Raw genomic sequence first — 19463 nt, forward strand, 5'->3', positions numbered from 1 at the left:
CGCCTTGACCTGGATCAATCCTGGCCGCGAACGCCCAGCACCGGCAGGCCCACCTGCGGCCAGCGCAGCATCTGGTACCGGCGCCAGAAGGTTTCAGCGATGCGCTTGGCGACATCGTCTGCCAGCGCCTGCATCGGCGGGTTGCCGCACTCGGCGGTGGTGATGTGGAACAGCACCAGCCAGCGGTCGAACAGGTCCTTGTCCAGCGCGATGGCCATGTGCTTGGACATCGGCGAACCACTGAAACGGCGGGTGCCGCGCAGCATCGCCGACCAGAAATCGACCAGCTGGGCCAGGTGCGAAGGCCAGTCATGCACATGCCCGTCGAACACCGGCCCCAGCCGCTCCTCCTCGCGCACCCGTGCATAGAAGTCGTGGACCAGGCGGGTCACCTCCTCCTCGCTGCACAGCTCAAGGGAGGCAACGGGAAGTTCGGTCGGGGTTGCTGCGTTCATCGGGTTACCCAGTACGGATCGGCAGTGTGCCGAAGGCGGCGGCTGCCGCTGTTGATCCAGATCAATGTCGAGGCGGTCAGGCACGCCTAGGCTGGCGCGCTTGCACGACGCACGCCCTGCGGATGCTGCGCCGCCCAGCGCGAAGTATACGCGCCGCCCTCTTCCTCAGACCTGGGACCGCATGAACACACCGTCTTCCAGCCGCCGCCAGCGGCTGATCCAGCACTGGGGCGCGATCCTCTGGCCCAGCTTCATCGCCGCCGGCGTGGCCAGCGTGGTGTTCTTCGCCTTCGTCGATCCGCTGCGGCTGCAGGCCATCAGCTTCCCCGCCAGCGTGATCAGCCGCGAGCTGGGTTACACCGCGGGCTTCTTCATGTTCTGGGCGGTCACGGCGCTGTCCAGCGCGGTGACCGGCTACCTGCTGCGCCCGATGGGCGACGGCGACGACGACGAGCTGCCACTGGGATGAGCTGCGCCGCGCCCTTCCTGCCCCGTCCCTGGCGCTGGCGTGGCGCCCTCTGCGCCGTCCTGCTGGCGCTGTTCTACCTGCTGCCCTGGCTACGCTGGAACGGGCGCCAGGCGTTGCTGCTGGACCTTGCCGCGCGCCGCTTCGACCTGTTCGGCTTGACCCTGTGGCCCGATGACGTCGGCGTGCTGCTGGGCCTGCTGGCGGTACTTGCGGTGAGCCTGGCGCTGCTGACCCACCTCGCCGGGCGGGTCTGGTGTGGCCATGCCTGCCCGCAGACGCTGTGGATGCGGGCCTTCGATGGCATCGCCCGCGGGCTGTCGCGACGGCTGCCCCCGCGCGTGGCCGCGGTCGCAACCCGGCTGTGCTGGATCCTGCTCTCGCTGTGGACCGGCATCACCTTCGTCGGCCTGTTCAGCCCCATCCACGGCCTGTTTGGCCTGCCTGCTGCAAGCGGCTGGACTGGCTGGAAAGCCTTCTGGGTGCTGTTCTATGCCGCAGCCACCTACGGCAATGCGGGCTTCCTGCGCGAACAGGTGTGCAGTTCGCTGTGCCCGTTCGCGCGCCTGCAGCCACTGCTGACCGATCCGCACACACCGCGCATGCTCTACGACGCCCGCCGTGGCGAACCCCGCGGCGCGCGGCCTGCCGCCCTGGGTGGCGTGCTCGGTCGCGGCCGTGGCCTGCTCGACCCGACAACGGCACAGGACTACGTATTCCGCGCCGCCCATCCGCTGCTGGCCGGGCCGATGCCCACCTTCAGTGCGGACCGGCTGGGGGATTGCACCGATTGCGCGGCGTGCGTGACGGCGTGCCCGATGCAGCTGGATATCCGCCATGGGCCGCAGGCCGATTGCCTTGCCTGCGGCGCCTGCCTGGAAGCGTGCGCGCAGCAGCAGCACCGTGCCGGCTTCGGCGAAGGGCTGGTGCGCTACTGCAGTCCGCAGTCCATGGCCGGGCAGGCGCGCCGCCGGTGGCGCACACGCACCACCGCGCTGGCATCGCTGCTGTTGGCCCTGCTGGCGTGCGGCGCCTGGCGCCTGTGCTGACTCAGCGCGGGCGCCCGCCGTCCGGCGGCACCAGCTGCGCACGGCGGACGATGCCGAGCTGCTCGATGATCAGCGCCAGATCATTGGTGACTTCGGTACGCTCGGTTCCCTGCGGAACCAGGCGGTCAAGCACCTGCTGGTAGGTATCCCAGAACGCCGGACCGCATCCGTGTTTGTGGTAACTGGCTTCCAGTTCGCGGCGTACCCGTTCAGCCAAGCCATGCATGCCGTATTCCATACGACCTCCGTTGGACTTGTCCTGCATCGTTGACGGTCAACCGATCCACTTGCGTGCTACTGAAAGACTCCCGGTCTTCACGGCCGGTTGATGCCAATTAGTCATAATTTTCACGACAGGTCAATTACAGGGCGCGACTTTTGTGATTGAAATTATTAATCGTTCATGATGCGGGAGGCGTCACTGCCTCACCCCCGGGTCGCGCCAAAGCCGACACTGGCGCCCGCTCCGCACCTGCCGTCCACCCGTCGTCCCGTTGTCCATCGAATTCGCCTATGGCGATAAGCATGCTTAACAAAATGGGTGGACCGATCCGGATGCGACATTTTCGGTCGTTAATCAGACCAATTCTGCCTGATTGCTCTTTTCCGCCGGGAACAGATCCGGATAACGCTGTTGCAGCATGTAGCGCCGCAGCGCGGGAATCGGAACGTCGCCAGGCCATTGCGAGACAGCGGATCTGCTGATTCCAAAGAGCCTGGCCAGCTCAGCGTCGGTGCCCAGGCCCAGCCGCATGCGCACGTGACGCTTGCACCACTTTTCGTCCATTTTCGATCTCTTTCGTCATCAGACTTATTTTGGTGGCAAGGATTCTTTTGAATCCACGCGTTAAGCTGGCTTGCATAGATGAATACTCTTGGACAACGACTCGCCGCCGCCATGAAGGACGCCGGGCATACCCGCCCGGCTCACCTGGCCCGCGCCGCGAAAAGCACCACGGCCACCGTCAGCAACTGGCTCAACGACAACGTCAAAGCCGACCACGTCAAAGCCGAACAGCTCTTCCGCATCGCCGATGCGGTGAAGATGGATCCACGCGAGTTGCTGTTTGGTCCGGTCGATGGCGCAGTGGGCGAACGTGGCACCGCCTACATGTACCTGCCCAGCGAGGCGTATCTGGATGTCTGGGAAACGGCCTATGAAATGGTGGCCAACATCCTGGCCCGGCGCGGGCTCGACGTTGGTTTCCGGCGGCAGGCATCGCTGGGGTTGATGGCCAACGACCTGCTGCGCGAAGGCATCAGCCGCAGCAAGGTGGCCCGCGTGGTGGCGACTGCCCTGCCCTGACCGTTCCTGCGCAGGGCAGCCTGTCGCTGGTAGCATGGACGGTGATGGGGATGGGGCTCCCCCGATAACCGCCTTTGATGGCTGATGGCTCCTGTTGTTGACGAACCCGGCGTTCGTCGATGGCAGGCCGTGCCCGCCATTGCGTACGCCGTCGATCCTGCGAACCAGCACTCGAGGCAAACGATGCAAGCACTGAACAACTATGTCCTGGTCTTCCTGGGGGGCGGCGCGGGCGCATGCCTGCGCCACGCCTGCAACCTGCTCGGCGCGCGGGTTGCGGTCGGCAGCCCGTGGCCCTGGTCCACCTTCCTCATCAACATCAGCGGCGCGCTGTTGATGGGCGTGGTGGTAGAGGCGTTCGCCCTGCGCAACGGTGCATCACCGCAACTGCGGCTGCTGCTGACCACCGGCATCCTCGGTGGCTACACGACGTTCTCCACCTACTCGCTGGAAATCGGCCTGTTGCTGCAGCGCGGCCAGCATGGGCTGGCCGCCCTGTATGCCGGCGGTTCGGTCGCACTCGGCCTGGCCGGCCTCTTCGGCGGCATGAAGCTGGCCCGGCTGGTGATGGGCTGATCGCTCAGGCGGCGCTGGCGCGATCCTGGTCGCGCCACTGCCGTGGCGACTGCCCGGTGTGCGCCTTGAATGCACGCGACAGCGCAGCCTCGCTGCCGTAGCCGACATCGTCGGCAATGCGCTTCAGCGGGCGGCCCTGGCGCAGCGCCTGCTGGGCCAGGCTGACGCGCCAGCCCTGCAGGTACTGGCCGGGCGTGGTCCCCATCGCCTCGCGGAAACTGGCGGCGAACACACTGCGCGACATCCCTGCGGTTTCGGCCAGGTCCTCCAGCGTCCAGGCCTGCGACGGCGCCTCGTGCATGGCCACCAGGGCCAGCCGCAGCCGCGGGTGGCCAAGCCCGGCGAACAGGCCGCCACGCATCTGCCCGCCTTCCATCAACTGGCGCAGCACCTGGATCATCACCACCTCGAACAGGCGGTTGACCATAACCGTGCGCCCGCAGCGCTGCTCGAAGGCTTCCTCGAACAACAGGTCCAGCGCTGCGCTGCCGCCATACAGATCGGCCAACGGCATGCAGATGAAATCCGGCAGGGCCGCGCTGATCGGATTGAGCCGGCCGCCTTCGAAATGCAGGTTGGCGCAGGCCATGTCGGCGCCGTGCTGCGGATCGGTGCTGAAGCGGTGCGGCATCGGCCGTGGGTACAGCAGCAGGCTCGGCGCATCCACCTGCACGGTCTGCTGGCCATGGCTGACCTGCACCGGCCCGCGCCGCACCAGATGCAGCTGGCCAGCCTCGTCTTCGCCCTGCAGGCTGTTGATGCCACACAGCGCGCCGGCATGGAACACCGAGGCGTTGACCGCGAAACGTTCCAGCAGGATGGCAAGGCGGTCGACCATGGCAGGACTCCAGATCAAGCAGGTGATGGCTGATGCGACCCATCGTATCGAATCCGGCCCCGCCGTGGGCAACCGCGTTGTTCAACCGGCCAGCGTGGCCTGCAGCGCCCTCAGGCCGTCGCGGTAGATGCCTTCGAACAATGCCGAGGCCACTTCGTCGCTGACGCCCACCGGGGTGAACGCGCCAGACCAGTCGATGCGCGCACCGTGGTCCAGTTCGACCACGCACAGGGTGGAGCGGTAGCCGGTGACCGGGAACGGTGCCCGCAGGATCGAGTAGGTGTAGCTGCGCCCGGCCTGGTCGAACGCCTCCAGCCGCTCGACGATGGCATCACCGTCGGGGTTGGCCAGATGGCGCACGCGACCGCCTTCGCTGAGCGTGCTGGTGGGGATGTACGGCAGCCAGTCCGGCAGCGAATCGAAGCCGCCGATCAGGTTCCAGACGCGATCGGCGCTGGCCGGTACGGTGAGTGATGCAGATGCGGTTGCCATGGCAGGTCTCCTCCGTGCTCAGCGCAGATCGATGGGCAGCGGCGCATCAGCGGACACCAGCCCCTGCGCGCGCAGTTCCTGCCAGAACGCGGGCGGAATCACTTCCTTCAGCGCGGCGTAGTCTTCGGCGATGCGCTCGGGACGGCTGGCGCCCGGGATCACCGCCGCGACGGCGGGGTTGGCCAGCGAGAACTGCAGTGCGGCGGCCTTGATGCTGATGCCATGTGCAGCGGCAATGGCCTTCATGCGTTCGACCTTGGCCAGGATCTGCGGCGAGGCCTGCTGGTATTCGAAGTGGCTGCCACCGGCCAGTACGCCGGAACTGTACGGCCCACCCACGACGATGCCGGTGTTGCGCTCGGCCGCCTTCGGCATCACCCGCTGCAGCGCGCGCTCATGGTCAAGCAGCGAGTAGCGGCCTGCCAGCAGGAAGCCATCGGGGCGCGCCTCGTCCAGGTCCAGGGTCAGTTCGATCGGCTCGACGCGGTTGACCCCCAGGCCCCAGGCCTTGATCACGCCCTCCTCGCGCAGCCGGGTCAGCACCCGGAAGGCGCCGCGGCGTGCGGTCTCGAAGTAGGACAGCCACTCATCGCCGTAGAAGTCCTGGGCGATGTCGTGCACCCAGACAATGTCCAGGCGGTCGGTCTTCAGCCGCTTCAGGCTGTCGTCGATGGAGCGCAGGGTGGCGTCGGCCGAGTAATCATTGACCAGCTTGTTGGGCCGCCCGGCGACGAACAGGCCGCCCTTCTCGCCCAGGTCGCGGGCGCTGGTGTCTTCCACTTCATCCAGGATCAGGCGGCCGATCTTGGTGCTCAGCACGAACTCATCGCGGTTGCGCCTGGCCAGCGCGTCGCCCAGGCGGATCTCGGCCAGGCCGGCGCCGTAGAACGGGGCGGTATCGAAGTAGCGCGTGCCCTGCTCCCAGGCCGCGTCCACCGTGGCCTGGGCCTCGGCTTCCGGGATGTCGCGGAACATGTTGCCCAGCGGGGCGGTACCGAAGCCGAGTGTCTTGCCGGCCAGCAGTTCATTGATGCTCATGGGGGTCCTCCTGCGGAGGTTGTTGAGGTTGAGGCACAGGCTAGGCTTGCCCTATAAGACTGTCCAAGACATAATTTTCCACTCTTAAGTCCTGGAGGGTCTTATGCTCGATCTCCGCCAACTTCGCTACTTCGTGGCTGTCGCCGAAGATGAACACGTCGGCCGTGCCGCCGAGCGCCTGCACATTTCCCAGTCCCCGCTCAGCCGCCAGATCGCCCAGCTGGAGGAGCGGCTGGAGCTGCAGCTGTTCGAGCGCTCGCAGCAGCGCATCCGCCTGACGGCCGATGGCCGCACCTTCCTGGCGGAGGCGCGGGCCCTGCTGACCCACGCCAACCGGCTGGAGTCGCTGGCCCGGCGCCTGGGCCGGGGCGACGAGGGCGGCCTGTGCATCGGCTACCTGGAATACGCCATGCACTCGGGCGTACTGCCCACCGCCCTGCGCGCGCTGCGCGGCGATCGCCCGGCCGTGCATATCGCCCTGTACAACCAGCAATCGGACGTGCAGCTGGAAGGCCTGCGCCAGCGCAGCCTGGACATCGCCTTGGTCTGTGAACCGCCCGCGTTCGACGATCCGGACCTGCAGGCCACCCAGGTGCTGAACGACCCGATGCTGCTGGCCCTGCCCGCGGGACATGCCCTCGCCAGCGCCGAGCAGATCACTCCCGATGACCTGGCCAGCCAGCAGTGGATCGGGGTGATGCACAAGGAAAGCGCGCTGCGCCACGACACCTTCATCGCCGCCTGCGCGAAGGCTGGTTTCACCCCGAGCATCGCCATGGAAGCCAGCGAGCCGCTGGCCGCGCTCGGCCTGGTGGCCGCCGGGCTGGGCCTGACCACCCTGCAGCGCAGCCTGGACCACCAGGCACCGGCCGGCGTGGTGCTGCGCGAGCTGCCGTGGTTCAGCTACCGCACGCCGTTGTGGGCCGCCTGGCACCGCATCAACCTGCGGCCGCTGGTGGAAACCTTCCGCCATACGCTCATCGAAACCGCGACCGGCCAGCCGCCGGCCTGAGCCCGGCATGCGCGTGCTGTCGCAGTGCAGCGCGCGCGCCGCAGGGGCTGCGCCTATGCTCGGCACATTCCCGTAAGGACGAACGCGATGCGCCTGCTGCTTCCACTGGCCTTGGCCATCGGCCTGTTGCTGCCCACGACCGCACTGCACGCCGCCGCCCCGCCTGCGCCACGCTCGCTCAACGGCGAACTGCGGGGCGCGCCATGGCGGCTGGATGTGCCCACGCACTGGAACGGCGAGCTGGTGATGCTGGCCCATGGCTACGAACCGGTCGGCGTGCCGCGCGCGACGCCGATGGCCGCGGCCGACAGCACCCAGGCGCTGCTGGATGCGGGTTACGCGGTCGCGCAGAGCGCCTATTCCAGCCAGGGCTGGGCGGTGGCCGACGCGGTGGCCGACATGGAACGCCTGCGCCAGCACACGCTGGCCGAACTGAAGCCGGTGCGCAGGACGTGGATGCTCGGCTTCTCGATGGGCGGCGCGGTCACCGTGGCCAGCCTGGAACAGCATCCGCAGGCCTATGACGGCGGCATTTCGCTGTGCGGGGCCAATCTGCCGGGCGAAGCGCTGGCCGAGGATCTGCTGACCACCCTGGTGGCCTTTGATTACTTCTTTCCCAAGGCCGACGGCCTGCCTGCAGGCGGCCTGGTCTCATCCCAGGCCGCTGCGCTGCCACAGATGGCGTTGTACCAGGGCATTGCCGCCGCGCTGGCAACCCGGCCGGCAGCCGCCGCACAGCTGGCAACCCGCCTGCAGGTCGCGCCCGATGCACTGGCTGATGTGATCAGCCTGCACGCACTGGTCCTGCACGAACTGGCGCAGCGCGCCGCCGGCATGCCAGCCGGCAACCTCGGCACGGTCTACAGCGGCTTCGGTGACGATGCCGCCTTCAACGCGGGCGTGCAGCGGTTGCAGGCCAGCGCGGCAGCGCAAGCCTACGTGCGCGAGCGGCTGGCCTTGAGCGGCACTCTGCAGAAGCCGCTGGTGATCCAGTTCAACCACGACGATCCAACCATCGTGCCGCGCATGCAGGCGGTGTATCCGCAACAGGCGGCGCGTGCGGGCAGCGCCGCGAAACTGCGCGTGCTGCCCCTCGCCGGCGAAGGCCATTGCGGCTTTTCCGGTGCACAGGTGCTGGATGCATTGAAGGCGGCCGCTGCACGTTGAGGCGTTCGCGCGCAGGCGAGGCGCTACGATGGCGGTACGGCGCACCGCGCGCCGCGCACCCCATTCCACTGCCCCGTGAACCGATGGCCTTCTTTGAACGACTGAGCGACACCCGCTACCTGCCCACCGCACACGTGGGTGGCGCCTGGAACACCCACGAGCAGCACATCGCACCGGCGATGGGCCTGCTCGCCCACCATCTTGAGCGTGATGCCGCCGCGCGTGGCCACGGCTTCCTGATCGGCCGCCTGTCCTACGACATCCTCGGCACCATTCCGATCGAAGCGATGGACGCACACGTGCAGGTGCTGCGCGGTGGCCGCACCATCGAACTGGTCGAAGCCACCCTCAGCCACCAGGGCCGTGCGGCCCTGCGCGTGCGTGCATGGCTGATGCGCCCGAACGATACCGCCGCCATTGCCGGCACGCCGCTGGCGCGGATCGCCGCCGCAGACACCCTGCCCGAATGGGACCCGGCGACGCTGTGGCCGGGTGGCTTCATCCAGAACGTGCAGATCCGCCGTGATGACCAGGGCCCCGGCCGTGCGACCTACTGGGCACGCGCGAAGCAGCCGCTGCTGGATGGCGAGACGGTGAGCCCGCTGGCACGTGCCGCCACGTTGTTCGACCTGTCCAACGGCATGGCCGTGCGCGCCGACCCGAAGGAGATCGCCTTCCCCAACCTCGATCTGACCGTACACCTGTTCGGCACGCCGCAGGGCGACTGGCTGGGCTTCGACACCTCAGTCTCGTTCGGCAGCGAAGGCATCGGCCTGACCAGTACGATGCTGCACGACGAACGTGGCCCGATCGGGAGCATCGGCCAGGTGCTGACCGTGCGGCCCTGAGGCAGTGGAGTGATCGCAACGGGCGGTGTCAGCCGCCCAGTGTGCCCATGGTGAAGGTGTAGCCCGAGCGCATCAGGAAATCGCGCATGCGCATTTCAGCGCGGCGCGGTGATGGCAGATCGGAAGGGCCATACAGGGCATAGACCACGCCCGAGCCTTCGATGCTTTCACGGCGCACGCCGCAATGGCGCGTTTCGGCGGCGATCACCCAGCCGTCCTTCAATTGATCCGGCCCGATCGACTGACCGTTCTTGAGCCGGAATGTCAGCCAGCGCACATCCGCGGAGGATCTGCTCATCGCTGGCCTGCCGCGTGCTGCATGCGGTATTGCATGTCCCTGCGTGCCATTGCTGCTCCCGAAGACTGAACCTCGACCATACCCCCTTCTCATGTCGTCCCGGTTTGAGATTGGTGACGCGGCCAGCTCACCCGCCTGCTGGCCCCGCAGTTCGATGCGGTGCTGGGGCTGGATTCCAGCGCCGACCAGCTTCTCAATGCCGAACCCGCACCCGGCGTCAGCTACCCGTTGGAGCAGCGGGTACCGAATGCAGGACGCCCCGGCGCAGGCTCAGTACGCGTTGGATTCTGGCGCGGCGTATTGCTGCTGCACCCGGTCCTCCTGGTCACGGCGCACGGACGCACAGCGATCGCGCGCCGTGGACATCTGCGCATCGGCAGCGACCCGCTCCGAGCTCAATGACTGCTGCAGGCTGGACATCTGCGCACGGATGCCCGACTCGAGGGTCGCATTGGGCAGCGTGCCGCCCGCATCCGGCGGCGTGCTGCCGACGGCCGCCAACTGCCGGTCCAGCTCGGCCACCTGACGGTTGACCGCCTGCGTGCGCGACTCGAGCGGACCATAGATGCGCGACTGCTCGCCCTGCAGGCAGTTGCGCTCGGCAATGCCCGCATCGCTCATGCCGGTGGTGCGATATACCGCCGCGCGGTTGGATGCTTCGCCCGCGCTCTCGGAGGCAGCGCGGTTGGAGCGCAGTTTCATCGGCTCGCTACCCGCACCGCAGGGATCCTGCGAATAGATCGTCTCGCCCGACGATCCCTTGCACTTGTAGACCTGCGCCGAAGCCAGCGGCGCCAGCAACAGCAGCGCCAGGCCAATACCCGTTTTCACGTTCATCCAGACCTCCTGTCCGTGGCCATGCCGGCCCGCTGGCGATTACGCTACGACGGATTCCCGGCAGCGGCAAAGCCCTGGCCGGCCCGTGCAACGCGGTTCCGTTCATACAACGCGTCCGCCAGCACCTGGATTTCCGCGCGCATGGCCAGCACCTGCAGCCAGTGCGCCGGGATGCCCGCAGCGCCATGGAAGGCGCCGGCCAACTGGCCGAGCACCGCGGCGGTCGTATCGGCATCGTCACCGAGGTTGGCCGCTTCCAGCACTGCAGCCGCGAAACTGTCGTGCTGATGGAAGCACCAGAGCGCCGCCTCCAGGCTGTCCACGACATAGCCACTGCCGCGGATCTGCTCACGGCTTGCGTGCTGGTAGTGTCCCGCGGCGATCTGCTGCAGGCGCTCGCCCTGCACCGGGATGTCACGCAGGTCCAGCACGGCCTGCTTCGATTGCCCGTCCAGCGCGCGCTCGATCGCAGCAGCCAGCAAGCGGCAGGCATCCAGGCATTCGCGCGCGGCATGGGTCGTGCGCGAACCCAGCTCGGCCATCGCCGGCAGTTCCGGCATTCCTGCATAGCGCAGCACCACCGGTGCCAGGCGCATGATCGAACCGTTGCCGGCACTGCGCGGGTCTTCATTGCCGGACAGCGGCTCGCCACTGAGCAGGAACTGGTCGATGGCCGCGCGCGTGGCCATGCCGATATCAAAGCACTCGCCGGTCGCGCTCCAGTAGCCATTGCGGTACCAGTTGGCATAGCGGGTCATCTGGTCGTGCGCATCGAATTCGTCACGACGCACCAGGCTTTCGGCCAAGCACATCGCCATCGACGTATCGTCGGTCCACTGCCCCAGCGCCAGGTTGAACGGGCCACCGCCAACCATGTCGGTGAGCGGGCTGAAACTGCCTCGCGGCTTGAACTCCACCGTGGTGCCGACGGCATCGCCGCAGGCCAGTCCGAGCAGTGCGCCGCGGAAGTTGTCGATCTGGTTCATGCCACGAGTGTAACCAGACACGCCATCAGGTGTTCCCGAACACCCGTCTCAGTTCCAGCGCTGCAAAGGAGTACCAGCCAAAGGCAGGCAGCAACGCGATGCGCTGGGTCAGCCCATGCCAGGGCTGCGGATCGAAGCCGGACAGCATCAGCCACAGATAGAGCATCCCCAGCAGCGAGGTCGCGCGCGCAACCCAGGCGATGCGCCGGGAGGCATCAGCCCCGAGTTCGACCAGGAACAACAGCGGCGTCAGGATGGAAAAGATGCCGATGGAGTACATGCCATGCAGCGGGCTGCCCGTGGTGAACACCCCGTTGCTGAGCATGGCCACGCCGAACAGGACGGACGTGAGCGCGGTGAGTGCGAAGCGGCGGCCCCAGCCCAGCAGCGCAAGACTGAAGACGATGATGGCCGCACCGTTGACCGCGATACAGGCCGTCAACGTGTTTGCCGGCAGGCCTGGCATCAGCCCCATTTCGCTGAGGTGCTGCGACAGCGAGCTGTAGCCGGGCACGGTGAAGCCGAATGCGATTGCGGCGAACATCGCGCCGAGGGGAAGGTAGATCGCCTGCCGGATTGCCATTGCGCGCACTGCATGCCCCTCTTCCTGAGTGTGAAGGCGGACGTTAGCAGGGGCGGCTGCGGGCCAGCAGTGTGGTTTGGCAGGGGGTCGCGCAAAGAAAAAGCCCTGACCGGAGTCAGGGCTTTTCAATTGGAGGCCTCAAGCGGAATCGAACCGCTGTAAACGGATTTGCAATCCGAATATATTCTATAAATATCAATAGTTTGAATAGATCCGCCGCCCGCCGTGCCATCCACAGCAGTGATCATGGCAGCCGCCGATGCCACTAGCTTCACCGTTCCTGGCGCCTGCTACGCCAAGCCAGCCATCGGCCAGCGAAGTGGTAGCTCCAGAATGAATGCTCTGTCAGAACTACCGGCTCCCCCTCTAAAACGCCAAATGCGGAGAACCTCCTCCGCCTAGAAGCCTCGGCGTCGATTACCTCAAAATTCAAAGACCCTAGGTCCCCCTCCGCTTTTCGAGCAGCGAGAAAATCACGCAAGCTATCTGAAGAAGCGAGACTACTTTTTGTAAGATTGAATTTCTGGAACGTTCTGAACTTGTACGAGTCAGACCGAAGCAGAATTTTTTGCGAATCACTGCCATGCGCTGATAGCTCGACGATGTACTTTACGTTCCCTCCGACTACAATCCCCTTATATTCCGACGACTGCGGATATACCACCCCCGCCAACACATTGAAGAATGAGCTCATTATGGGATCCCATCTCTTCATACGACTGGGAACCACATATCTGCCTTCGGACGTAGAGCAAACCAAACGCTTTCTTACCTTATAACTCCTCATCAATTCATTAATATTGAACCTTGAGAAATTTGCCTGGTAATGCTCAATAGGACCCAGATTCTTTGAGTAAGCCTCGAAAGGCTTGATCAGCAATGGGCTATCACCAAAGTCAACAAGACTCACATACAGTGAACGCCCAAGCTGAAGGTAGATTGCAAAAATAACACAGGACCTATCCTTGACATTTTCAATAATAAATGAATTGACATACATGTCTTCACAATCGACGTTAGACGAGACTGTGAAGCTCGCGCGCATGTCCAGGCCCCGCTTTCTCTGATAATTCCTAACGGCAACCCACAACGCCCCCAAACTTATTAAACATGCAAGCAAGGGAAACGGCACGTCGATCCCCATCTCCACCTCGCTGAAGAATGCGCCAAACAAGGGTATAGCGCAAAAACCTTGACCAGCTTCACAATAACTAGGAATTGTAGATTTCAAGCCTCGTCACGAGCCAATCAGGCACCGACAGGCAAGTCCGATAATCACGCCTCCGGCACCAGAGGACACAAAAGTTCCTATTCGGACTTGAGGGCGACGGGCGCCACGGCGTCCATTGGCGCCTGGTCATCATCTTTTGCGGGGCCCACGACGCTTTCTGCGGTCAAATTGGGCTGCCCAAGGCTGTACATAACATCAATCACATCAAGGATTGGAAAGCTTCGACGGTCCTCAAACTGCTGGGCGAGAAAGCGATCCGCGTTGCTAGGAAGAGCGACAGGCTTGGGCACTTTGGCGTCCGCCAGCAAGAACTGCTTGACAGCGAAGAACGACGAATAGAATGCCTCCATAAAACTGGCATCGTATGGCAGCGGACACAACACAAGGTTGTTGTCATCGTCCCTTCGGGGCGACTCACCAAGCTTCGTCTCAGGATAGATACCGAGCCGAATTCCAGCCGCCTTTTGGAAGTCAGACTTGTTGAGCTTCAATGAAGTGCCAATCCAGCGAGACTCGGAGGAAGAACCAAGGAACAGATCTGCCTTCCACAACCCCTTGATGCTGGACGGAAGACGATCACGGGCCTTGGTATCACGAAGTGCCTTTTGGATCGTGTCCCACTGCTTTTTCAATTTTGCTGGCTGCCCAACCTTTCCGGACAAGACTCGTGAATCGTTGGTGATAAGACTTTGCGACGTATTGATCAGCGAAATGCTTCCGGTCTTCTCAGCCCCAAAAAGAATGGACTCCGCACCCGTCTTGATGCCACAGAAGTCGTTTAAAACGTTGCTGAGAAGATTATAGACATTCTTGTCTTTTGCGACTAACGAATCGTGCACGGCGTATTCAAAGCAGATTCCACAGTCGCCACTGCCCTCCCTGTACTCACGCGCAAGATCAGCCAATGTAATTTTCTCGTAACCGCCGAGCCGTTCCACACGCTCCCGCTGCAGGGCAAACAAAACACCCTTCAGCACCGGCAATGCCAGTGCAATGCGCGCACGTGCAAGGTCAGATACGTCCGACACCTGCAGTTCCTTCTGTAGCTTCATCTGCTGACACCAGGTTCAGATTGATAAGGGCAAGAGCATACCTGAGGGTTGAGCCTTTAAGGAAAGTTGGCTCAGGGAGCCGCAGGGTTGGCATGCCCATCGCCCAGATGGCCGCAGCAGCAGAACGGGCACCTTCTCTGCTCACCAACCACGTAGATCGCGGAGCTCTTTCCGCAGCCAAGCCTTGCGTGCACCCCTTACTCGAGGCTTGGTTGCTGCCGGCGGTTTTCGCGGCTCCAGCGCGGCCTCGATGCGCTCCACCTCCTTCGCCCCAGCCATAGCCAGGCGGCGGGCCTGTTGCCGCTGCTCACGAGTCGGTGGCAAGCCGGGCACTGGCGGGAGCGGCTGGATCGGCGTGCTGTCGGTCAGCCGGGCGACGGCCTCGCGCAAAGGAAGGCTGGGATACAGTCTGGCCGCACACCATCTCTCGGCGAAACGCTTCCCCTGTCGAATGCTGGCGACCGGGGCGTTTTTTGTCTGCCACATCTTCAGGGCGTCCATATGGAGGCGGTAGCCACCCTCTCGGGTCGGGGTGACGCTGGCGACCTCTCGCCCGTTCCACCACAGAGCCCAGCGCTCACCCATTTGCACCCAGCCCGTGGGGATGGGGGCGGTACGGAAGCCTTGGTAGCCCAGCGAAGGAAGCATGGCGAGGAGCATACGCGCGGCCGTCGCAGATCCTGCGAACGCTGCGGCGACCGGCCTGAATCGTTCCGGCAGAGTCGAGTCGTAGTCGACCAAATGCCGGCGCGGCGCTGCTCAGGCGCTATCCCAGGCTGAGCGGCCTTTGGCCCTGGGACCGGCATGGCCAGAGTGCACCAGCCCGCCGTCGGCCACCTTCGGGCAACTGCGCGACGCCAGGTCAGCATGCCCTTACACGCGGCAGGCGGGACGGTCTCAACGCCACCACCCTGCCTGGCAGCGAAGTCGACCACATCGGTGACATTGATTAACGCATTCAGGTCAGATAGAGTCTGTCCCCAGAGTCGCGGCTGGTGGGTAACCGCATAGCAAACCCACCACTGGCCTTATATCCCTGGCGACTCCTTCATGGGTCAAGGGATAGCGCGTGGAGAGCCGTCATGGCACTACTTAGCGTTGAAGCCAGCTGGGGAAACCCGAAGAAGGGACGTAAGTGGATTCGCTTCCGTCTCGGCTCCGGGGCGCTTTTTGTCCTTGCGCTGGTTGGCGTATGGGGATAAGCGTCCCCACGGGAGAAGGACGCCGCAAGGCGTCCTTTTTTCGTTTTGGCGGCGGTACTGTTCGCGGGCTGAAGGCCCGTTGCTTCGAGTTACAGCAGCGCCGCCTGCCTATCGTCCCAGCTCTTGATGATCAGCTCACCGAACTTACGCCCCCGGCCCTGCCCTCCGCCAATCGAGTAGTCGAGCTGCAGCGGCACCAGGTCAAACCCAGCAAACACCTCCCGGATCTGCGGGTGGTCGTTGATCGACACGACGAACCGGCCAGCAGCACTGCGCATCAGCCCTACCATCGCCTCGTACTCGCTGAAGGGGAAGTCGACGCCGTAGCCCTCGGTCTCCCAGTACGGCGGGTCCAAGTAGAACAGCGTGCCCGGCCGATCATAGCGGCGCACGCACTCCTGCCAGGGCAGGCATTCGATGATGGTGTTCGCCAGCCGCAGATGGACTGCACTGAGCTCTTCCTCGATCCGCAGCAGGTTGAGCCTCGGACCTCCCGTGGTCACCACGCCGAACGTCTGCCCCTGCACCTTGCCGCCGAATGCCAGCTTCTGCAGGTAGTAGAAGCGGGCCGCCCGCTGGATATCGGTCAGCGTCTCGGGGCGCTCCATTTGCGCCCACTCGAACATCTGCCGCGACACCAACGACCAGCGGAACATGCGCACGAACTCGTCCAGGTGATGCCGGACGCAGCGGTACAGCCCGACCAGCTCGCCGTTGATGTCGTTGAGTACTTCCGTCGACGCCGGGTATGGGCGCATGAGGAGGGAGGCGGCGCCGCCGGCGAATGCCTCCACGTAGCAGTCGTGCTCAGGGAAATGGGGATACAGGTGCTTCAGGAGGCGGCGCTTGCCGCCCGGCCAGGAAATGATGGGCTTGGTCATTGGATCTCAGGTTCTGCGATGGGTAAGGCCGACAATCCCAGCCGCTCTCGAGAGCGACAGGGACGCGGCCAATGCCAGGTGCTGAGACCACCTGTGTTGCGGCACTGCCCGGGTGCTTGCCGGCGCCCGGGCAGTGCCCTGTTTCATTGACGCTATTTCAACTTCCGGACTCTGCGATAGCTGACCGAAGGCGCGCCTTGGGTTAGAAAACCTCGATCCCTCGATCCGCCATACGAACGTTCTTCGACCTGGCGTAGATGGCAGCCAAGTCCTCCGGGGAGACGATGTGGTCGTACGCAATGACCTCGGCTACTGACACGCCGCGATCGTATGGCGTGCCAGTGGGCGGCGCGTAGTACGCGTTGCCGATACCCAGGCCCCGGGCGGAAGCAGCATAGGCGGACGCCATCGTCCCGCTGACTGCGGTTGCGCCACCGACGGAACAACGCCAGGTCTTTGCGGGGCCGTCCACCTGCATGCAGAGGAAGATCCACTTACCCAACGCGCTGGGAATGTTACTTGCCGGCATCGCCGTGCCGGACCCATTCGGACGCAGCAGGTGCTGGATGGTGTCCGAGGTCGGCCCTCGCAGCAGGCCCCAGCCCTTGGCGTCTCCGTTTGCCGCCTGGGTCGTCCCGGCGTAGATCACGGCCTTTCCGTTCTGCACGTCGTAGCGGGTGACCATGCACACGGTAAATGCCGGCGACTCTGCGATGTTGCTGGCCAGCCCATTCAGCACGCCGTCCACCGTCGTGAGGTAGTTCTCATGGAAGACAGGAGCAGCAGCAGCTGGAGCAAACGCCGCAACTCCCTTCAGGCCGTACAGCGAGTCGTTGCTGCCGCCGAACAGGAAGTGATCCAGCGCACCATCCTCACCACGAATGGGGTAGACGGGTTTCAGGCTGGACGGGTTGAGAGGCGGAACACCCGGCCGGCGGGGAATGCCTTCGAGGGTGGGAAGAAGTACCTGAAGCATGAATCAACCTCCGATAGAAATGAGCTGGTGACACAGCGCCTTGTGCATCCGCAGACCGCCGCACTCTGGGCTCCACTGCCCGATGGATGCGACGCTCCGGATGGTTGAACGGGGGACGGTTGCAGCCTCTCGCGGTACGCCGCTGGTGTGCCCAACGACCGCGGCGCCGACCTGTGAAACTGCGGCTGCATCCGGCACCGTGATGGTGACCTGGCTGCCGCTGACCGTGACTGATTCGACCGTGCCCACATCGACGGAGATGCCGGCGTTCGCAATGTCAGGCACCGCCCACGATGCGTCCCTCACTGCAGGCTCACTCAGCTGGATCTGGATCTGGGTCGCGCTAAGCCTGGTGGCGGAGACCATGTGCAGCGGGCGCCAGTACCCAGTGCGCTCCATCACCTCCACGGCCCTGTCGAAGAACTCACCGCGCATGGCATGGCCGATGCTGGTGTTGTGGAGGAAATCGCTGTGGAAGGGATAGCAGTAGGTGGGGCCGAGGCACCAGAAGTCGCCCCACTTCTGTTCGATGGTCAGCGCCTTATCCAGCACCGACCGGGGCGACTGAGAACCTCCGATGAAACTGCTCATCTGGCTGGTCATCATGCGCAGCGGAATGGTCTGCCCGGTGATCGGATAGATGGCAGCCTGGTGGGCCTGAAGCAGACTGTAGTGCTTGTCGCCGATCAGAGCGTCGCTCGAGTTGCTCTCCATCTGCGCCATGTTCAGCCATGCGTGTGCGAAGCGCTTGCCCTGCGCGGCAAGGATCTGGGTGATGCGGGTAACGGTGGCGATGACGTTGGCGAAGTAGAAGTAGCCGGCCGGCGCGCCAGGCATCATGTTCTGGATCGACTGCCCTCCTTCACCGTTCGTCCAGACAACCACAGAAGGAGCCCAGCCGTTCAACTCCGCCGCCGCCCGACGCACGTAGCTACGTCCCGCAGCCTCTTCGGCCACGGTACCGTGCTGGTTGGTCGAGGCGATGGCACTACGCAGGCGGGCAAGGCCAGTGATTGAGGAGGGCAGCAGTTCAGTGGAAAGCCCGCCCTGGGTGGGTGTTCCCATCCAGACGTTGTTCGCAGCAGTGGCCGGCATCAGCAGCTTGCTGGGGAACTCGTAGAGCTCACCGTAGACGATGGACCTGTTGGATGATCCGGCCTGGCCAGCGGCATTGGACTGTCCCGCGCCGGAGATGCCGCGCACCACATCGACCGGGTATCGATTCGCCGATCCGAACCCAATGCGCACGGCGTGCGCCGCGCCCTGCGGATCCCGGAACACTCCCTTGCCGGTGCCGCCCTCGGTCTGCACCTGCAGCCAGAAACGCGACGCATCGGCATCCACGATTCGATCACCCAGTCCGCCCACGCTGCGCAACGTGCCGTTTTCGATGTAGGCGACGTTGTCATCCTCAGGGACCGCACCCTGGCTCCCACCACCCGGGTAGAGCCGATCCTCGCTGATGCTGTAGTAGACCAGTGGGTAGACCTTGCCATCAGTCGGATCACGGGTGGCCAGCAGCGGAACAATGTCCCCATCGACAGTGAACAGGCGCGCCGTTTCTGGAACGGCTTTGGCCAGATTGGTCAGCGCGATGCTGTTGATGCTGGGATTGTCCGGGGCGAACCAGGCGAGCAATTCGCCAGTGGACACGCGGAACGCAGCCAGCGGCACCCCGGTCACCGGGTCAATCGCGCCGATAGGCACTAGGTCATCGCTCGCAGCATAGAAACTGAACTGTTCGAACGGGACCATGACGGCATCAATCTTGGTGGCCACCAGCGAGTTGGAGGCCTTGAGCAGCAGCTCCGAGCGATCGGCCTTCTGGCTCAGCAGGTCGGCACGGGAGAATACCCAGGACGAGCCATTCCAGATGTACTGCCCAGCGCCCGAGCCGTTGTTTACAAAAGCTCCCTGACCTACATAGGTGCCCGCGATGGCCTGGAGCTGGGGCAGCGTGTCCGCGTAGATCGCGTTAGACTGCTGTCCCGCGGTCAGCGCATCGATCTGCGCCTGGGCCTGCTTGGGTGTCGGCAGCTCGCTAAGCCGGAAGGTCGCCAACACGTCGCCGGCGCGAACCACGCCGACCAGTCCATCATCCACGCCCGCATATCGCTGTGGCAGATCAGATGCAGGAATGACCTGCCGCCCATCAATCGTCGTCATCTCT

At 64.4% G+C, this 19463-nt stretch carries 22 protein-coding genes and 1 riboswitch; of the genes, 7 read left to right on the forward strand and 15 right to left on the reverse strand.

The window, feature by feature from the left end; genetic code table 11:
- Positions 1 to 14: 14 nt before the first annotated feature.
- Entirely contained in the window at positions 15 to 455 is a 441-nt protein-coding gene (locus tag C1926_RS13670) for a group III truncated hemoglobin (protein WP_108759536.1), read from the reverse strand.
- A gap of 181 nt (positions 456 to 636) precedes the next feature.
- Here C1926_RS13670 and C1926_RS13675 point away from each other — a divergent pair, with 181 nt between their 5' ends.
- Together C1926_RS13675 and C1926_RS13680 are read left to right on the forward strand one after the other, a co-directional pair.
- Positions 637 to 924, forward strand: a complete 288-nt coding sequence (locus C1926_RS13675; RefSeq protein WP_079221407.1) for a hypothetical protein — start codon at positions 637 to 639, stop codon at positions 922 to 924.
- On the forward strand, positions 921 to 1970 hold the full coding sequence (locus C1926_RS13680) for a 4Fe-4S dicluster domain-containing protein (RefSeq protein ID WP_108759537.1): 1050 nt from the start codon (positions 921 to 923) through the stop codon (positions 1968 to 1970). The genes C1926_RS13675 and C1926_RS13680 overlap by 4 nt, the downstream gene beginning before the upstream one ends.
- 1 nt (position 1971) lies before the next feature.
- Here the strand turns inward: C1926_RS13680 and C1926_RS13685 are convergent, their stop codons facing one another.
- Positions 1972 to 2208 (reverse strand): hypothetical protein, encoded by a 237-nt coding sequence (locus C1926_RS13685; RefSeq protein ID WP_079221405.1) that lies wholly within the window; start codon positions 2206 to 2208, stop codon positions 1972 to 1974.
- A 339-nt stretch (positions 2209 to 2547) separates the two neighbouring features.
- Positions 2548 to 2757, reverse strand: coding sequence for a hypothetical protein (locus tag C1926_RS13690; protein ID WP_108759538.1), 210 nt, complete (start codon positions 2755 to 2757; stop codon positions 2548 to 2550).
- A 78-nt stretch (positions 2758 to 2835) separates the two neighbouring features.
- Here C1926_RS13690 and C1926_RS13695 point away from each other — a divergent pair, with 78 nt between their 5' ends.
- Positions 2836 to 3276 carry a helix-turn-helix domain-containing protein gene (locus C1926_RS13695; protein WP_234458485.1) on the forward strand — a complete coding sequence of 147 codons (441 nt, stop codon included), beginning with the start codon at positions 2836 to 2838 and terminating at the stop codon, positions 3274 to 3276.
- 37 nt (positions 3277 to 3313) lie between these two features.
- A riboswitch (Fluoride riboswitch) is annotated at positions 3314 to 3377 on the forward strand.
- An 82-nt stretch (positions 3378 to 3459) separates the two neighbouring features.
- Entirely contained in the window at positions 3460 to 3852 is a 393-nt protein-coding gene (gene crcB, locus C1926_RS13700; protein WP_079221402.1) for a fluoride efflux transporter CrcB, read from the forward strand.
- Between the two features lie 4 nt (positions 3853 to 3856).
- On the opposite strand, the gene C1926_RS13705 is transcribed toward crcB, so the two are convergent.
- The 3 genes from C1926_RS13705 to C1926_RS13715 form a co-directional block, all read right to left on the reverse strand.
- Positions 3857 to 4690, reverse strand: coding sequence for an AraC family transcriptional regulator (locus tag C1926_RS13705; protein WP_079221401.1), 834 nt, complete (start codon positions 4688 to 4690; stop codon positions 3857 to 3859).
- An 81-nt stretch (positions 4691 to 4771) separates the two neighbouring features.
- Positions 4772 to 5182, reverse strand: a complete 411-nt coding sequence (locus C1926_RS13710) for an SRPBCC family protein (protein WP_108759539.1) — start codon at positions 5180 to 5182, stop codon at positions 4772 to 4774.
- A gap of 18 nt (positions 5183 to 5200) precedes the next feature.
- Positions 5201 to 6220, reverse strand: a complete 1020-nt coding sequence (locus tag C1926_RS13715; RefSeq protein WP_108759540.1) for an aldo/keto reductase — start codon at positions 6218 to 6220, stop codon at positions 5201 to 5203.
- 103 nt (positions 6221 to 6323) lie between these two features.
- Between C1926_RS13715 and C1926_RS13720 the strand changes: the two genes are divergently transcribed.
- From C1926_RS13720 to C1926_RS13730, 3 genes are all read left to right on the forward strand, one after another.
- Positions 6324 to 7232, forward strand: a complete 909-nt coding sequence (locus tag C1926_RS13720; RefSeq protein ID WP_108759541.1) for a LysR substrate-binding domain-containing protein — start codon at positions 6324 to 6326, stop codon at positions 7230 to 7232.
- A gap of 87 nt (positions 7233 to 7319) precedes the next feature.
- A complete protein-coding gene (locus C1926_RS13725) occupies positions 7320 to 8399 on the forward strand; it encodes a hypothetical protein (RefSeq protein ID WP_108759542.1) in 1080 nt (359 codons plus the stop codon).
- An 83-nt stretch (positions 8400 to 8482) separates the two neighbouring features.
- Positions 8483 to 9247 (forward strand): thioesterase family protein, encoded by a 765-nt coding sequence (locus C1926_RS13730; protein ID WP_108759543.1) that lies wholly within the window; start codon positions 8483 to 8485, stop codon positions 9245 to 9247.
- A 28-nt stretch (positions 9248 to 9275) separates the two neighbouring features.
- Here the strand turns inward: C1926_RS13730 and C1926_RS13735 are convergent, their stop codons facing one another.
- From C1926_RS13735 to C1926_RS13780, 9 genes are all read right to left on the reverse strand, one after another.
- Complete coding sequence (locus C1926_RS13735; RefSeq protein WP_108759544.1) at positions 9276 to 9545, reverse strand: hypothetical protein; 270 nt, start codon at positions 9543 to 9545, stop codon at positions 9276 to 9278.
- A 270-nt stretch (positions 9546 to 9815) separates the two neighbouring features.
- Positions 9816 to 10382, reverse strand: a complete 567-nt coding sequence (locus C1926_RS13745; RefSeq protein ID WP_254057265.1) for a DUF4124 domain-containing protein — start codon at positions 10380 to 10382, stop codon at positions 9816 to 9818.
- 44 nt (positions 10383 to 10426) lie between these two features.
- Positions 10427 to 11368, reverse strand: coding sequence for an ADP-ribosylglycohydrolase family protein (locus C1926_RS13750; RefSeq protein WP_108746417.1), 942 nt, complete (start codon positions 11366 to 11368; stop codon positions 10427 to 10429).
- Between the two features lie 25 nt (positions 11369 to 11393).
- Positions 11394 to 11951: a DUF998 domain-containing protein gene (locus C1926_RS13755; RefSeq protein ID WP_108759545.1), complete on the reverse strand. Its 558-nt coding sequence runs from the start codon at positions 11949 to 11951 to the stop codon at positions 11394 to 11396.
- Positions 11952 to 13259: 1308 nt separating this feature from the next.
- Positions 13260 to 14234, reverse strand: coding sequence for a hypothetical protein (locus C1926_RS13760; RefSeq protein ID WP_108759546.1), 975 nt, complete (start codon positions 14232 to 14234; stop codon positions 13260 to 13262).
- Between the two features lie 141 nt (positions 14235 to 14375).
- Positions 14376 to 14882, reverse strand: coding sequence for a hypothetical protein (locus tag C1926_RS21825; RefSeq protein WP_108760703.1), 507 nt, complete (start codon positions 14880 to 14882; stop codon positions 14376 to 14378).
- 643 nt (positions 14883 to 15525) lie between these two features.
- Positions 15526 to 16317 (reverse strand): DNA adenine methylase, encoded by a 792-nt coding sequence (locus C1926_RS13770; RefSeq protein WP_108759547.1) that lies wholly within the window; start codon positions 16315 to 16317, stop codon positions 15526 to 15528.
- Positions 16318 to 16519: 202 nt separating this feature from the next.
- Positions 16520 to 17293, reverse strand: coding sequence for a hypothetical protein (locus C1926_RS13775; protein ID WP_108759548.1), 774 nt, complete (start codon positions 17291 to 17293; stop codon positions 16520 to 16522).
- Positions 17294 to 17296: 3 nt separating this feature from the next.
- Positions 17297 to 19459, reverse strand: a complete 2163-nt coding sequence (locus tag C1926_RS13780; protein WP_159095105.1) for a hypothetical protein — start codon at positions 19457 to 19459, stop codon at positions 17297 to 17299.
- Positions 19460 to 19463: the final 4 nt, after the last annotated feature.

The organism is Stenotrophomonas sp. ZAC14A_NAIMI4_1 (assembly GCF_003086915.1).
Classification (GTDB): domain Bacteria; phylum Pseudomonadota; class Gammaproteobacteria; order Xanthomonadales; family Xanthomonadaceae; genus Stenotrophomonas.